This is a genomic window from Achromobacter xylosoxidans (assembly GCF_001457475.1).
In the GTDB taxonomy this organism is placed as follows: Bacteria; Pseudomonadota; Gammaproteobacteria; order Burkholderiales; family Burkholderiaceae_B; genus Achromobacter; species Achromobacter xylosoxidans.
This window is the reverse complement of sequence record NZ_LN831029.1, coordinates 1,562,941-1,578,590: the sequence shown is the minus strand read 5'-3', so window position 1 is coordinate 1,578,590 and position 15,650 is coordinate 1,562,941. Positions and strand designations below refer to the sequence as shown.

Annotated in this window: 12 protein-coding genes; 4 read left to right on the top strand and 8 right to left on the bottom strand. The window is 68.0% G+C overall.

What is annotated here, in order from left to right:
* A complete protein-coding gene (locus AT699_RS07135; protein ID WP_006389276.1) occupies nucleotides 1–966 on the bottom strand; it encodes an RluA family pseudouridine synthase in 966 nt (321 codons plus the stop codon).
* Between the two features lie 508 nt (nucleotides 967–1,474).
* Between AT699_RS07135 and AT699_RS07130 the strand changes: the two genes are divergently transcribed.
* Nucleotides 1,475–4,549 (top strand): Rne/Rng family ribonuclease, encoded by a 3,075-nt coding sequence (locus AT699_RS07130; RefSeq protein WP_024068099.1) that lies wholly within the window; start codon nucleotides 1,475–1,477, stop codon nucleotides 4,547–4,549.
* A 148-nt stretch (nucleotides 4,550–4,697) separates the two neighbouring features.
* On the opposite strand, the gene AT699_RS07125 is transcribed toward AT699_RS07130, so the two are convergent.
* The 5 genes from AT699_RS07125 to argE form a co-directional block, all read right to left on the bottom strand.
* A complete protein-coding gene (locus AT699_RS07125) occupies nucleotides 4,698–5,246 on the bottom strand; it encodes an acyloxyacyl hydrolase (protein ID WP_006389273.1) in 549 nt (182 codons plus the stop codon).
* A 247-nt stretch (nucleotides 5,247–5,493) separates the two neighbouring features.
* A complete protein-coding gene (accD, locus tag AT699_RS07120; protein ID WP_006389272.1) occupies nucleotides 5,494–6,372 on the bottom strand; it encodes an acetyl-CoA carboxylase, carboxyltransferase subunit beta in 879 nt (292 codons plus the stop codon).
* A gap of 37 nt (nucleotides 6,373–6,409) precedes the next feature.
* On the bottom strand, nucleotides 6,410–7,276 hold the full coding sequence (gene trpA, locus AT699_RS07115) for a tryptophan synthase subunit alpha (RefSeq protein ID WP_006389271.1): 867 nt from the start codon (nucleotides 7,274–7,276) through the stop codon (nucleotides 6,410–6,412).
* A 1-nt stretch (nucleotide 7,277) separates the two neighbouring features.
* Complete coding sequence (gene trpB, locus AT699_RS07110; protein WP_024068098.1) at nucleotides 7,278–8,477, bottom strand: tryptophan synthase subunit beta; 1,200 nt, start codon at nucleotides 8,475–8,477, stop codon at nucleotides 7,278–7,280.
* 151 nt (nucleotides 8,478–8,628) lie between these two features.
* Nucleotides 8,629–9,780, bottom strand: coding sequence for an acetylornithine deacetylase (argE, locus tag AT699_RS07105; RefSeq protein WP_006389269.1), 1,152 nt, complete (start codon nucleotides 9,778–9,780; stop codon nucleotides 8,629–8,631).
* Between the two features lie 134 nt (nucleotides 9,781–9,914).
* Between argE and AT699_RS07100 the strand changes: the two genes are divergently transcribed.
* Nucleotides 9,915–11,228, top strand: coding sequence for an MFS transporter (locus AT699_RS07100; protein ID WP_006389268.1), 1,314 nt, complete (start codon nucleotides 9,915–9,917; stop codon nucleotides 11,226–11,228).
* A 120-nt stretch (nucleotides 11,229–11,348) separates the two neighbouring features.
* Here the strand turns inward: AT699_RS07100 and AT699_RS07095 are convergent, their stop codons facing one another.
* Nucleotides 11,349–13,640, bottom strand: a complete 2,292-nt coding sequence (locus AT699_RS07095; protein WP_024068097.1) for a RelA/SpoT family protein — start codon at nucleotides 13,638–13,640, stop codon at nucleotides 11,349–11,351.
* A gap of 108 nt (nucleotides 13,641–13,748) precedes the next feature.
* On the opposite strand from AT699_RS07095, the gene AT699_RS07090 reads away from it, so the two are divergent.
* Complete coding sequence (locus AT699_RS07090) at nucleotides 13,749–14,582, top strand: M90 family metallopeptidase (RefSeq protein ID WP_020924710.1); 834 nt, start codon at nucleotides 13,749–13,751, stop codon at nucleotides 14,580–14,582.
* Nucleotides 14,579–15,088, top strand: coding sequence for a flavodoxin family protein (locus tag AT699_RS07085; protein WP_024068096.1), 510 nt, complete (start codon nucleotides 14,579–14,581; stop codon nucleotides 15,086–15,088). The genes AT699_RS07090 and AT699_RS07085 overlap by 4 nt, the downstream gene beginning before the upstream one ends.
* A 166-nt stretch (nucleotides 15,089–15,254) precedes the next feature.
* Here the strand turns inward: AT699_RS07085 and AT699_RS07080 are convergent, their stop codons facing one another.
* Nucleotides 15,255–15,608, bottom strand: a complete 354-nt coding sequence (locus AT699_RS07080) for a RidA family protein (protein ID WP_006389266.1) — start codon at nucleotides 15,606–15,608, stop codon at nucleotides 15,255–15,257.
* Nucleotides 15,609–15,650: the final 42 nt, after the last annotated feature.

Genomic DNA, 15,650 nt, shown 5'->3' with positions numbered 1-15,650 from the left:
TCAGACCGACTCCAGTTGTTTCAGTATTTTCCGGCAGGCGGGCGGCAGTTCGGCCGTCAGCGTCATCGGCTCGCCCGTCAGCGGATGGTTCAGGGTCAATTGGTGGGCATGCAGGAACATGCGGCCAAAGCCCATGCGCGAGAATTCGGCGCGAACCTCGTCGTGGCCGTACTTGTCGTCGCCCACGATGGGAAAGCCGCTGGCCGCCAGATGCACACGGATCTGGTGGGTACGCCCGGTGCGCAGTTCCGCGTCCACCAGGCTGTAGCGGCCGAAGCGCTGCTTGAGCGTGATGATGGTGTGGGCGGTCTGGCCGTCGGGATCGACCTTGACGCGGCGCTCGCCCGACTGGGTGGTCCACTTGGACAGCGACAGCTTGATGTGCTGGCGGTCGTTGACCCAGTCGCCCTCGACCAGCGCGTAATAGTGCTTGTCGCTGCGCCCCTCGCGCAGCATGGCGTGCAGGGCCAGCAGCGCGCTGCGCTTCTTGGCGACCATCAGCAGGCCGGAGGTTTCGCGGTCGAGCCGGTGCACCAGTTCCAGGAACTTGGCCTCGGGGCGGGCGGCGCGCAGCTGCTCGATGACGCCAAAGGACACGCCGCTGCCGCCATGGACCGCCACGCCGGCGGGCTTGTCCACCACCAGCATCGCGTCGTCCTCGAACACCACCGGGAATTCGGCCGCCGGCACCGGCCTGGGCTTGCCAGGGTCGGGCAGGCGCAGCGGCGGAATACGGACCATATCGCCTTCCGCGACCCGATAGTCCACCGAGATGCGTCCCTTGTTTACCCGGACCTCGCCGCCGCGGATGGCCTTGTAGATGTGGGTTTTGGGGACGCCCTTGCACAGGCGCATCAGGTAATTATCCAGGCGCTGGCCGGCATGCTCGGCGCCCACTTCCACCATGCGGACGGAGGGGGTGGCCATAGGGGAGGAAGTTTCTTTGCGCATTGCGGAAAGCGACATATAATCGGGACAGCCTTAAGGGGCTGAATCAGCCGCTGGCGTAGAGATGCAACTCAAGTACGCAACTCCGTCGAGCGCGTGGGCCGCCATTGTACTGCCTGCTCATTCAACCCCTGGGTCATTTGGTCGCCGGCGCAACCGCGCCCTGCCGGATAGTGGTGTGGCATTCATTTTGCCCGCTGTCCCAGCAGGTCCGTTGCCTGCCGCAAGCGGCTTGAAGCACTGCAAGAATCGTCGCATATTTAAAGCACCAGCTGCGCGTCGGCAACCAATCCGGCCGCAACTGCCGTTCACAGCACATTTCCGTCAAACCACATTCAGTGAAGCTGACCCTCCTGCTGAAAGAACCCCGTGCCCCACGGCACGACGTGCCCGCCTGACCCGCGGCGGATACGCCTGGGCGCCGCCCAGGTACGGTCCGCATCTTCTTGCCCGCTTCAGCCGCAGCCCGAGTGGCCCGAGGTCACGCGCCGATATCGGCGCGTCATGACAACGGAGAAACCCTCTCATGAAGCGCATGCTGTTCAATGCGACGCACCAGGAAGAATTACGCGTCGCTATCGTCGATGGGCAAAAACTCATCGACCTCGACATCGAGACTGCCGGCCGCGAACAACGCAAAGGCAACATCTACAAAGGTGTCATCACCCGGATCGAACCCGGCCTTGAAGCTTGCTTCGTCAACTACGGCGAAGACCGCCATGGCTTTCTTCCCTTCAAGGAAGTGGCCCGCAGCTTCTTCAAGGAAGGCGTCGACGTCCGCACCGCCCGCATCCAGGACGCCCTGCGTGAAGGTCAGGAACTGATCGTCCAGGTCGAAAAGGAAGAGCGCGGCAACAAGGGCGCCGCCCTGACCACGTTCATCTCGCTGGCCGGCCGCTACCTGGTCCTGATGCCCAACAACCCCCGTGGCGGTGGCGTTTCGCGCCGCGTCGAGGGCGAGGACCGCCAGGAACTGCGCGACACGATGGAGCAGCTCGAGCTGCCCCAGGGCATGAGCATCATCGCCCGCACCGCCGGCATCGGCCGCAACGTCGAAGAACTGCAATGGGACTTGTCGTACCTGTTGCAGCTCTGGACCGCCATCGACGGCGCCGCGCGCGACAACTCCGCGCCCATCCTGATCTACCTGGAATCCAGCCTGGTCATCCGCGCCATCCGCGATTACTTCTCGCCCGAGATCGGCGAGATCCTGATCGACACGGACGAGATCGCCGACCAGGCCACCGCGTTCATGAGCGTGGTGATGCCGGACAACGTCCAGCGCGTGAAGCGCTACCGCGACGACATCCCGCTGTTCTCGCGCTTCCAGATCGAACACCAGATCGAAACGGCCTACTCGCGCACGGTGCAGCTGCCCTCGGGCGGCGCCATCGTCATCGACCACACCGAAGCGCTGGTGTCCGTGGACGTCAACTCGGCCCGCTCGACCCGCGGCGCCGACATCGAGGAAACCGCCCTGCGGACCAACTCGGAAGCCGCCGACGAAGTGGCCCGCCAGCTGCGCTTGCGCGACCTGGGCGGCCTGATCGTCATCGACTTCATCGACATGGAAGACAGCAAGAACCAGCGCGCCGTCGAACAGCGCCTGCGTGACGCCCTCCATTTCGACCGCGCCCGCGTCCAGATGGGCAAGATCTCGCGCTTCGGCCTGATGGAACTGTCGCGCCAGCGCCTGCGTCCGGCCCTGAACGAAGGCTCGCACATCACCTGCCCGCGCTGCAACGGCACCGGCGTGATCCGCGACGCCGAATCCAGCGCCCTGCACGTCCTGCGCCTGCTGCAGGAAGAAGCCATGAAGGAAAACACCGCGGCGGTCCACGCCCAGGTGCCGGTCGACGTGGCGACCTACCTGCTGAACGAAAAGCGCGCCGACATCACCAAGATGGAAGCCCGCCTGAAGGTCAACCTGGTGCTGATCCCCAACAAGCACCTGGAAACGCCGCATCACCACATCGAGCGCCTGCGCCACGACGATCCGCGCCTGGAAGAAGTGAAGACCAGCTTCGAACTGGTCGAGGCGCCGGCCACGGACGCTCCGTGGCAGCCGCGCGAAAGCGAGATCAAGGCCCGCCCCGAAGCGCTGGTCAAGGGCATCACGCCCTCGCAGCCGGCGCCCGTGTCGACCCCCGCCCCGGCGCCCGCTCCCGCGGCCGCCCCGGCGCAATCGGGCGGCGGCCTGCTCAAGCGCCTGTTCGGCTGGCTGACCGGCAATTCCGAGCCCGCCAAGACCGCGCCCGCCGCTGCCCAGGAAGAGACCGGCGCCAAGCGCGCCGCCTCGCCGGCACGTGGCAAGGGCCGTGGCGCCCATGACGGCCAGGAACGCCGCGGCGAACGCCATGGTTCCGACCGCAATCGCAACCGTCGCGGTGAATCGCGCACGGAAGGCGCCGAGGGCGGCGAAGGCGGCCGTCATCACATCCGTGGCAACCGCCGGCCCGAAGGCGAGCGCGGCGAACGCCAGGAACGCGGCGAGCGCAACAATCGCAACGAGCGTGGCGAACGCGACCAGGCAGTGCAGGCCGCACAGGCCTCGAACCGTCCCGATGTCGCGCCGGAAGCCGCTGGCGACGACGCCGGCGCCGGCCGCAACCGCCGCCGTGGCCGTGGCCGCAATCGCCGCGAGGAAGGCCAGGCCGATACGCCGATGAGCGAACAGGAAAGCATGGTCGCCGCGCTGGCCCAGTCGGTCGCGACCGCCCTGCCTGAAGCCAAGCAGCCTGCCGATGCCCAGGCCGAACCGGCGGAAGCCGTCGAACTGGCCGCCGAGGGCGTGCCCGCCACCGAAGGCGCCGAAGCCGGCGCCGATCCGGAACGCAAGCGTCGCCGCCGCCGCAGCCGTCGTGGCCGCCGCAGCGCGGACGAGGCCGGCGTGGCTGGCAGCGACGAGCAGCTGGAAGACGGCGCCGAAGACGACGCCGGCGAACAGGCCGAGAACCTGACCGCCTCCGCGCCGGCAGCAGCCGCCCCGGTGGCAGCGGCAGCCCCTGCGGCCGACGTCCCCGCGACGCCGGTTCAGGCTCCCGCGCAACAAGCCGAAGCCGTCCAGGCTGAAGCCGCGCCGGCGCCGGTCCAGGCCGAACAGGCGCCCGCCGCCGCGATCGAGCCGCAGGCCGCGCAGCCCACCCAGACTGCCGCGCCCGAGGCGACCGCTCCGGTGGCCGTCGACCCCGCCAGCCAGGTTTCCGAGCCGGCCGCGCCCGTCGCGACGCCGGTGCAAGCCGCTGTGGTGGAACCGGTGGTCGAACCCGTCGTGACGACGGCGCCCGCCGCCCCGGCCGAACCCGAAGCCGCTGCGGCCCCGGTGGTCACGCCCGCCCCGGCCGCCGCGCCGGCGCAGGCCGCGCCCACCAGCGCCCAGCCCATCGTGGTGCCGGCGACGGCTCCCTCGGCCAAGGCCCAGACCCTGCATGAAGTGGTCAACGCCGCCGGCCTGCAGTGGGTGGAGACCGATCCCGAACGCCACGCGCAGACGCAACTGCGCATCGCCGCGGCGCACACGCCGGTCCGCCTGGGCCGCGAGCGCAAGCCGGTGGCGCCGGTCTCGAACGAACCCCTGGTTCAGGTCGAAACCCGCCACTGAGGCAAGCCGCAAGCAAAAGCCCCCATCGAATGATGGGGGCTTTTTTTATTGCCTGTCGCTTGCCGCGCAAGCGTCTGGCACGGCCTGGCGAGGCCGAAAAAAAACCCTCGTCACCGAGGGCTTTTCATCAGGCCGGATCGCGCAGCGATCAGAACTGGTACGTGTAGGTCAGCTGCACCGTATCCAGGCCCGGGTTCGGGCGCTTGATGCTGGCGTTGGAAAAGTGCGAATAGCGCAGGCCGATGCGGTTGTTCGGCGTCAGCAGGAAGCCCAGGCCGACGTGGTCGCCGAACTGGAAGGCGGTGCTGATGTTCTCGTTGGCGAAGCGGGTGCGCGAGAACACGGTGGCGCCGATACCGGCTTCGAGGTAGAAGCGCTCGCCAGTCCACCAGCGGAACATCGGGATGGCGTTCAGCTGCCACACGCTGCTGGGCGAACGGTCGCCATCGGCCCACCAATACGACACGCCCAGTTCAGGCGTGAGATCCAGGCGCCCCCAATTGCCGCCAAACTGGTGGGTCCAGACCGACGGGGTTTCGTAGTTCAGCGTGAAGCGCTGGTAGTGGTCTCCCACGCCGTAGTGCAGGCTTACCCCGCCTTGGGTACCTTCGGACGACTGCGCACTGGCGATGGTAGCGGCGCCAGCCAAGGCCAAACCGATGAGGCGGACAAGCATTTTCTTCTTCGTCGACTGCATTGGGAGCAACTCCGTATTTTTGTTGGGGCAAAAATCCCGGCATGATTCACGAGATTTTTCATCACTACGCAACATAGCAAAAACCAGACCAGAAGGCTTGCCCTGTGTCGCAATCTGGCAACACAAATCATGGAAAACACTGTTCCGCCCGGAGAACGAAAAATTCCATTTCCGGATCGGCTCGCATGTGGATGAAAAACGCCGCCGGCACGGTCGTGGCGGCGGCGTCTGGGTGCGGGCAGAAGGATCAGGCAGCCGTGACGACGTCGGCCGGCTGGTTGGTCAGCAGCGCGAGCAGGCGCGCGATTTCCTCGCGCAACTGGCGGCGGTCGACCACCATGTCGATGGCGCCCTTCTGCAGCAGAAACTCGGCGCGCTGGAAGCCTTCCGGCAGCTTCTCGCGCACGGTCTGCTCGATCACGCGCGGGCCGGCGAAGCCGATCAGGGCTTTAGGTTCGGCGATGACCACGTCGCCCATGAAGGCGAAGCTGGCGGACACGCCGCCCATGGTGGGGTCGGTCAGCACGCTGATGAACGGCAGGCCCGCGGCCGACAGGCGCGTGAGCATGGCGTTGGTCTTGGCCATCTGCATCAGCGACAGCAGGCTTTCCTGCATGCGCGCGCCACCGGAAGCGGCGACACAGATGAAGGGCGTCTTGTTGTCCAGGGCAGCCTGGGCGCCACGCGCGAAGCGCTCGCCGACCACCGAACCCATGGAGCCCCCCATGAACTCGAACTCGAAGCACGCCAGCGTCGCCGGCACGCCGCGGATGGAGCCGCTGACCACCACCAGCGCGTCGGTTTCACCGGTCTGCTTGACGGCTTCGGCCAGGCGCTCGGGGTACTTGCGCGTGTCCTTGAATTTCAGCGTGTCCACCGACCGCGTCGACTGGCCGATCTCGACCCGGCCTTCGAGGTCGAGCAGCGAATCGATACGGGCGCGGGCGCCGATGCGCATGTGATGATCGCACTTGGGGCAGACGTGCAGGTTGGCCGCCAGGTCTTCGCTGTACAGCACCGTTTCACACGACGGGCATTTCACCCACAGGCCTTCGGGCACGCGGCGGGCGCCGCTGTCGCTGGTTTTGTTGATGCGAGGCGGCAGGAGTTTTTCGATCCAGCTCATTGTTTGTTCATCCCGTAAGGAGGTCGCGCCGGGCCGTTCAGGCCGACACGCTCGGTCGTTTCACTTGATCCAGCGCCTGCCGGATGGTGCGCAGCCAGCCGCTGGCGGCGGCGACTGCGGCGTCGGTTTGCTGGGCCGCGGGGACGTTCGCCACCGCCTGCTCCATGGTTTCAATCAGTTTGCTGCCGATGACGACCGCGTCGGCCACGCGCGCCACGCGCTGCGCGCTGTCGGCATCGCGGATGCCGAAGCCCACGCCGACCGGGATATCGCGCACGTGGCGGCGGATCACCGCCACGCGTTCGGCCACGTCGTCGGTGTTGAGCGAGCCGGCGCCCGTCACGCCCTTGAGCGAGACATAGTAGACGTAGCCGCGGGCCACCCTGGCCACGGCCTGGATGCGTTCCTCGGTGGAGGTGGGCGCCAGCAGGAAGATCGGGGCGATGCCGTGGCGCCCGAGGGTGCCGGCGAACTCGACGACTTCTTCGGGCGGGTAGTCGACCACCAGGACGCCATCCACGCCGGCGGCTTCGGCACGGCGGGCGAATTCGGCCTGGCCCATGCGTTCGATCGGGTTGGCATAGCCCATCAGCACGACCGGGGTGGCCGTGTCGCGCTGGCGGAACTCGGCCACCAGGTCGAGCACGCGGCCCAGGCCCATGCCCTGGGCGATGGCGCGCTCGGCGGCGCGCTGGATCACCGGGCCGTCGGCCATGGGATCGGAGAACGGCACGCCCAGTTCGATGACGTCGGCGCCGGCCTCGACCAAGGCGTGCATCAGCGGGACGGTGGTGGCGGGCGACGGATCACCGGCGGCGATGTAGGGAATGAGCGCCGCGGCGCGGCCGGATTCGGCGGTGCGCGCGAAGGCGGCGGCAATACGATCGGAGCGGGAAGTCGTCATGTTAGAGCTCGATACCGGCACGTTCGGCGACGGTATGCATGTCCTTGTCGCCACGGCCCGACAGATTGACCAGGATGACGGCGTCGCGCGGCAGCGTGGGGGCCATCTTCACGGCCTGGGCGATGGCGTGGGACGACTCCAGCGCCGGCATGATGCCTTCGATGCGGCAGCAATCGTGGAAGGCCTTGAGGGCTTCGTCGTCGGTGATGCCGGCGTACTCGGCGCGGCCGGAGTCCTTGAGCCAGGCGTGCTCGGGGCCGACGCCGGGGTAGTCCAGCCCGGCCGAGACCGAATGGGTTTCCTGGACCTGGCCGTCGGCGTCCTGCATGACGTAGGTGCGGTTGCCGTGCAGCACGCCGACCTGACCGGCGGCCAGCGACGCGGCATGCTTGCCGCTGTCCATGCCTTCGCCGGCGGCCTCGACGCCGATCAGGCGCACGTTTTCGTAGGGAATGTAGGGGTGGAAGATGCCCATGGCGTTGGAGCCGCCGCCGACCGCGGCCACGACGTAGTCGGGCTGGCGGCCGATGGCCTCGGGCATCTGCGTCAGGCATTCATTGCCGATGACGGTCTGGAAATCGCGCACCATGCGGGGATAGGGATCGGGGCCCGCCACCGTGCCGATGATGTAGAAGGTGTTCTCGATGTTGGTGACCCAGTCGCGCATGGCTTCGTTGAGCGCGTCCTTCAGGGTGCGCGAACCGGACGTGACGGGCACCACCGTGGCCCCCAGCAGCTTCATGCGGTAGACGTTGGAGGCCTGGCGGCGCACGTCTTCGCTGCCCATGTAGACCACGCATTCCATGCCGTAGCGGGCGGCCACCGTGGCCGTGGCGACGCCGTGCTGGCCGGCGCCGGTCTCGGCGATGACGCGCGGCTTGCCCATGCGCTTGGCCAGCAGGGCCTGGCCGATGCAGTTGTTGACCTTGTGCGCGCCGGTGTGGTTGAGGTCTTCGCGCTTGAACCAGATCTGGGCGCCGCCCAGTTGTTCGGACCAGCGGCGGGCGTGATAGACGGGGCTGGGACGGCCGACGAAATGCTTGAGTTCGTAGTTGAACTCTTCCAGGAAGGCGGGATCGACACGGTAACGGTCATAGGCGGCACGCAGCTCGTCGAGCGCGTGCATCAGCGTTTCCGCCACGAAAACACCGCCATAAGGGCCGAAATGGCCCTGGGCATCCGGAAAATCGTAAGGTTTCACCAAGCATCTCCCCCGGCATCACGGCCAGCCTCTGCGGCCCGTGAATCCGGTTTGCAACCCGTCATTTTACCTGACGCCGGTCGCGGGCGGGGGCCGCGCCCCCTGCCCCCTCACCGGGCGTCCCGGGGCCGGGCCTGCCCGGCCAGGCGCTTCAGAGCGATTGCCCCATGCGGCGCAGGAAGGTCTCGCAGGCGGCGAGCTGGTCGAGCGCGACGAACTCGTCGGGCTTGTGCGCCTGCTCGATGTGGCCGGGGCCGCAGACCACGGTGGGGATGCCGATGCCCTGGAACAGGCCGGCCTCGGTGCCGTAGGCCACCTTGCGGGTGGCGCGGTCTTCGGTCAGGGCGCGCACCAGCTGGGTGATGGCGGCTTCCTCGGAAGCTTCCAGGGCCGGCGCGGCGGCGCCGGTCTCGATCTCGATGCTGGCGCCGTCGAATTCGGCCTTCATGCGCGGCAGGAGCTCATCACGCACGTATTTTTCGACTTCGGCCTGGATCTGGTCGGGTTGCATGCCCGGCAGGTTGCGGAATTCGTAGGTGAATTCGCACAGTTCGGGAATGGTGTTGACCGCGATGCCGCCACGGATCTGGTTGGTGGTCATGGTCGAGAACGGCACATCGTAGAACTGGTCGTACGGGCCGTTGGCCTTGAAGCTGTCGGCCAGGTCGCGGATGCGACAGATCAGGCGGGCGGCGTATTCGATGGCGTTGCAGCCGCGCGGCGTCAGCGACGAGTGCGCCGCCTTGCCGTGCACCTTGCAGCGGAACAGGTTGATGCCCTTGTGCGCCACCACCACCTGCATGCCGGTGGGTTCGCCCACCACGCAGCCTTCGGGACGAATGCCGCGCTCGTGCAGGTCGGCCAGCATGTACGGCGCGCCGGCGCAGCCGACCTCTTCGTCGTACGAGAACGCCAGGTGGATCGGTTTCTTGCGCGGCATGGCCAGGAATTCCGGCACCAGCGCCAGCGAGCCGGCAATGAAACCCTTCATGTCGCAGCTGCCGCGGCCGTACAGGAGGCCGTCTTTCTCGACCAGCTTGAACGGGTCCGTGCTCCAGTCCTGGCCGTCCACCGGCACCACGTCGGTGTGGCCCGACAGGACGATGCCGCCCTGCTGGTTGCCGTCCTGGGCCGGCAGGGTGGCGAAGAGGTTGGCCTTGGTGCGCTCGGGGTTGTGCGCCAGCCACGCATCGACGCCCTGGCCCTTGAGCCAGTCACGGACGGTTTCGATGAGGGCAAGATTGGAATTGCGGCTGGTGGTGTCGAAACCGACCAGCGTCTCCAGCCAGGTGCGCGCGTTCATGTAGCAACTCTCTTGGGGAAAAGGGAGAGTGTAAAGCCAGGACGCGTCCGCGTCGCGCGCCCGGGAACGGACCCGGGCCGCGCCTGGGCCTAGAATGACGCCCTTGAAACAGCACAAGCCCCCAAGGAGAAACCGTGCAGCACAAAGCAGTTCCCACGCGCAACATCGTGGCGGCAGTCATCGGCAACGCCCTCGAATGGTATGACTTCCTGGTGTTCGCGTTCATGACGCCGATCATCTCGAAGCTGTTCTTTCCGACCGACCCCAGCGTTCCCGGCAGCGAACTGAACGCCATCCTGATGACCACGGCGATCTTCGGCGTCGGCTTCTTCATGCGGCCGGTGGGCGGCATCATCCTGGGGCTGTATGGCGACAAGAAGGGCCGCAAGGCGGCCATGGTGCTGGTGACCTCGCTGATGGCGGTGTCCATCGCCCTCATCACCGTGGCGCCCACCTATCACGCGGCCGGCATCCTGGCCCCCATCTTCATCCTGATCGCGCGGCTGCTGCAGGGCTTCTCGGCCGGCGGCGAGTTCGGCACCTCGACCGCCCTGCTGATCGAGATGGCGCCCAACGGCAAGCGCGGCTTCTACGGTTCGTGGCAGATGGCCGGGCAGATGCTGGCGCTGCTGATCGGCGCGGCCTGCGGCACGCTGATCACCGAATTCTTCACGCAGGAGCAGATCGCGGCCTGGGCCTGGCGCCTGCCGTTCGCCTTCGGCCTGGTGATTGTGCCGATCGCCATCTATATCCGCCGCAACATCGACGAAACCGACGCCTTCAAGCAGATGAAGGAAGACGAGCGCCAGGCCGCCGCGCGCGGCGAAGTACAGCGCCTGAGCCTGGGCGAGATGGTCCGCACGCACACCCGCGAGACGCTGATCGGCGTGGGCCTGGTGGTGACGGCGACGGTGTCGATCTACATCACCTTCACCTACCTGGTGACCTACTCGACCCAGATCCTCAAGCTGCCGCTGAACCAGACCTTCCTGGTGCAGATGGCGGGCGCCGCGCTGATGGTGCTGCTGACGCCGTTCATGGGCGCCTGGTCCGACCGCGCCGGCCGCCGCCCCATCGTGATCGGCTCGCTGATCGGCTACCTGGTGGTCCTGTATCCGCTGTACTACTGGCTGTCGGACGCGCCGTCGATCGGCCGGCTGCTGACCGTGCAGATCGTGGTGTGCTTCTTCGTGTCGGCTTTCTTCGGCGTGTTCAGCACCGTCATGGCGGAACTGTTCCCGGCGCGGGTACGCTCGGTGGGCCTGTCGCTGGCCTATAACGTGGCGGTGATGATCTTTGGCGGTTTTGCCCAGTTCATCGTGACCTGGCTGATCAAGACCACGGGTTCTCCCATGGCGCCGGCCTACTACGTAATGTTCGGCGTGGCGCTGGGGCTGGTGGCGTCGTTCTTCATGCGCGAACGCGCCCACGAGAACCTGGATCACTGATATTCCCGGGCCGCGATGGCCCGGGCGATGGTCCATTACGGGGCGCCCCTGGCAACGGCCTTGCATGGGCGCCCTCTTCCGAGCCGCCCGTCCCCGGGGCGGCCCGTCTTGCGTCGCAGGCTAGCGGCGCACCGCCGACGACACGCCCGGCACTTCCGCCAGGGCATCCAGCGCGCGCGCCAGCGATTCGCCGCCGCGCACTTCCACCGTGAACACCATATGGGCCAGCGACTGCCGGCTCTGGGTGTTCACGCCCACCACGTTCAGGCGCAGCCGCGCGAACACTTCGGACAGGTCGCGCAGCAGGCCGGAGCGGTCGTGCGCGCGCACGCTGATGTCGACCGGATAGAACGTGTCCGCAGGGGTCTCGCCCCAGGCCACCTCGATCACGCGCTCGGGCTCGCGCGCGGCCAGCGCCAGATAGCTGTGGCAGTCGCTGCGGTGGATCGACACCCCGCGCCCGCGCGTCACGAAACCGGCGATGGCGTCGGGCGGCGCCGGGCGGCAGCAGCGCGCCAGCTGCGTCAGCAGCGAGCCCACGCCCACCACCAGCACCCCGCTCTTGCCGCTTTTCTCGGCGCTGCCGGCGCTGGCGTGGCGCAGGGCGGCCGGCTGCGGCTCGGCGGCGGGCGCCGGCTGCTGGAACACGGCGTCGATCTGGCGCAGGCTGAATTCTTCCTTGGCGGCGGCCACGTACAGGTCGTCGGCGCGGGCGAACCCGAGGTTCTGCGCCAGTTGTTCGAGATTGACCGCGGTCTTGCCCAGCCGTTGCAGTTCCTTTTCGACCAGCGCCTGGCCTTGCGTGATGCGCTGCTGCAGTTCGATGGCGTTGAACCACATGCGCACCTTGGCGCGGGCGCGCGGGCTGGCCAGGAACCCGAGCTGTGGATTGAGCCAGTCGCGCGACGGGCCGCCGGACTTGGCCGAGATGATCTCGACCGTCTGGCCGGTGGCCAGGCGTGTCTGCAGCGGCACCATCTGGCCGTCGACCCGCGCGCCGCGGCAGCGGTGGCCCAGGTCGGTATGCAGGTGATAGGCGAAGTCGACCGGCGTGGCGCCGGCCGGCAGCTCGATCACCCGCGCCTGCGGCGTCAGCACGTAGATGCGCTCGTCCGTGGGAGCCGGCGTGACGGCGGCGTGGCGGCTCTTGCCCGGGCCGGACTTGGCGGCGGCGGGCTTGGCCGCATCGGACTTGTCGGCCGCGGCGCCATCGCCCGCCTCGACGTCCGTGTTCCAGGCCAGCAGTTGGCGCATCCAGGCCAGTTGCCGGTCGTACTCGCTGGAGGCCGCCACCTGCCCGCCCTTGGCGCCGGCTTCCTTGTAGCGCCAGTGCGCGGCCATGCCGTACTCGGCGAACTGGTGCATCTCGCGCGTGCGGATCTGCACCTCGAACGGCCGGCCGTCGTCGTCGGCCACCACGGTATGCAGCGAACGGTAACCGTTGGGCTTGGGCCGCGAGATGTAGTCGTCGAACTCGTCGGACAGCGGTGTCCACATCTCGTGCACCATGCCCAGCGCCGTGTAGCAGGCGCGCACGTCGTCGACGATGATGCGCAGCGCGCGCAGGTCGTACATCTGCGAGAAATCCAGGCGCTTGACCCGCATCTTGTTCCAGATGCTGTAGATGTGCTTGGGCCGGCCGCTGACCTCGGCTTCGATGCCATGTTTGGCCAGCGCCGTCTGCAGGCGTTCGATGGCGCCGGCGATGAAGGCTTCGCGCTCGACCCGCTTTTCCTCGAGCAGGCGGGCGATCTGCTTGTAGCGGTCGGGCTCCAGGAAGCGGAACGCCAGGTCTTCCATTTCCCACTTGATCTGCCAGATGCCCAGGCGGTTGGCCAGCGGCGCGTACAGGTCCAGGGTTTCGCGGGCGAAGGCGGTCGAACAGGGCGTCTTGCTTTCGGCGTGCCAGCGCAGGGTGCGCAGGCGCGAGGCCAGGCGCATCAGCACGATGCGCAGATCGGCCGCCATGGCCAGCAGCATCTTGCGCTGCATTTCCTTCTGCGAGCCGGTTTCCGCTTCGGCGTCGCTGGCCTGGCGCGCGACCACGCCCAGCCGCAACAGGGCCCGGGTGCCCTGCACCAGGCGGGCGACCTCGGCGCCGAAGGTGGTGGCGACGGGGTCGTTGCGCAGCGCGGGAGCCGGCGCGGTCAGGTCGGTCGGCAAGGCGGCCAGCAGGGCCGCGGCGCGCGTGGCGGCGTCGGTGTGCAGGCCGGCCAGGATCCGCACCACGCCGGCGCCGTGCGAGGCCAGCGGTTCGCCGGTCAGGGCCTGCTGGCCCTCGAAACGGGGAACCGACCAGGCCACCGCCTGGTCGATAAGCGCAAGGCCGTCGGCGTCGAGGCCCGCCCCCGCCTCCTGTCGCCAGGAAGCGTCGAAAGGCGAAGGCGCATCAGGAACGGGCGGGGCGGACATCGCGGGCGTATTGCGGTTACGGTAATCGAGGATTCCGACACTCTACACTAGGAATCAACGCTGAAAACCCTGGCGAACGCCAGGCACATATACAAGGAACCCAAGCTTATGTTGCGCTGGCTCAAGGGCCGGGGAGCGCGCGCCGCCGAGGTGGCGCAGATGCAGGCCCGGATCGCGCCCGACCTCTGGCGGCAGGTGCTGCAGGCCCACCCCTTCCTGGCGGCGCTGGACGCCGACGAATCCGCGCAGTTGCTGGCGCGCTCGGCCTGGCTGCTGGCCAGCAAGACCATCAATGGCGCCCGCGGCCTGGAGGTCACCGACTTCATGCGGCTGTCGATCGCCGCCCAGGCCAGCCTGCCTATCCTGAACCTGACGCCCACGCTGTACGAAGGCTGGGACGAAATCATCGTGTACCCCGCGGGCTTTCGCATCCCGCGCAAGCAGATGGACGAGGACGGCGTGATGCACGAATACCTGGAGGACGCCGCCGGCGAGGCCTGGGAAGGCGGCCCGCTGGTGCTGTCCTGGGAGGACACGCAACTGTCCGAGGGCGGCTTCAACGTGGTGATCCACGAGTTCGCGCACAAGCTCGACCTGCAAGCGGGCTTTGCCGACGGCATGCCGTCGCTGGCGGCGCACGGCGATATCAAGCCGCGCGAATGGCGCCGCGTCCTGGACGACAGCCTGGACCGTTTCATCGCCGCGGTGGACGCGGTGGAGGCCGCGATTCCGCATGACGTGGACCCGGAAAGCGCCGAGGCCGACGCCTGGTACGGCCAGTTGCCGCTGGATCCCTACGCCGCCACCGACGAGGCCGAGTTCTTCGCCGTCAGTTCCGAGCACTTCTTCGTCGATCCCCACCCCATGGCCGAGGCCCTGCCCGAATGGTTCGGCCTGCTGCGGGCCTACTACCGCCAGGACACCCTGGCGCGCTACCCATGAAACGGCTGCTGATCGTGTGGCATTCCCGCACCGGCGCGGCCCGCCAGATGGCCGAGGCCGCCGCCCGCGGCGCGGCCGCGGCGGCGGCGCAGCTGGAACAGGCGGACGACCTGGCGGTGACGCTGCGCCGCGCCGCGGACGCCGGGGTCGACGAGGTGCTGGCCAGCGACGGCTTCCTGTTCTGCGCGCCGGAAAACCTGGCCAGCCTGAGCGGCGAAATGAAGGAGTTCTTCGACCGCTGCTACTACGGCGTGCTCGATCGCATATCCGGCCGGCCCTACGCCTGCCTGGTCAGCGCCGGCAGCGACGGCGCCGGCGCGGCGCGCCAGGTGGAGCGCATCTGCACCGGCTGGCGGCTGCGGGCCTTGGCGCCGGCCCTGATCGTCAACCTGGGCGCCCAGACGCCGGAACAGATCGCCGCCCCCAAGACGGTGGCCCCGGCCGAGCTGGCGCGCTGCGAGCAAACCGGCGGCCTGCTCGCGGGCCTGCTGCTGACGGCGGGTTGACGCGGGCCAGCCGCCGGTCAGCGCGGGCCGGCCGACCCGGCGCGCGTCGCCAGAGTCGGCAATTCTTCCCGGCGGTCACGGCGCCGTGACGCCACGCGACGGCCTGCGCAAAACAAAAAAAGCCCTCCGGCCTGCCGGAGGGCTTTTCATCGCGCGGACGCGCCGATCAGGCGACGGCCGCGGTGACGACGATCTCGACCTTGAAGTCGGGATTGGCCAGGCGGGCCTCGACGGTGGCGCGCGGGGGCGAGTTGCCGTCGGCGACCCAGGCGTCCCAGGCCTTGTTCATGCCGTCGAATTCCTTCATGTTGGCCACGTAGATCTGGGCCATCAGGATCTTGGTCTTGTCCGTGCCGGCTTCAGCCAGCAGGCGGTCGATGGTGGCGAGCACTTGCTCGGTCTGGCCGGTGATGTCCAGCGTGGAATCGTCCGGCACCTGGCCCGCCAGGTACGCGACGCCGTTGTACACGGCCATGTCCGACAGGCGCTTGGCGACGTGGAAGCGCTTGATGCTGCTCATGAATATTCCCCTAATGACGAGTTGCGGGTTGAACAATGCGAA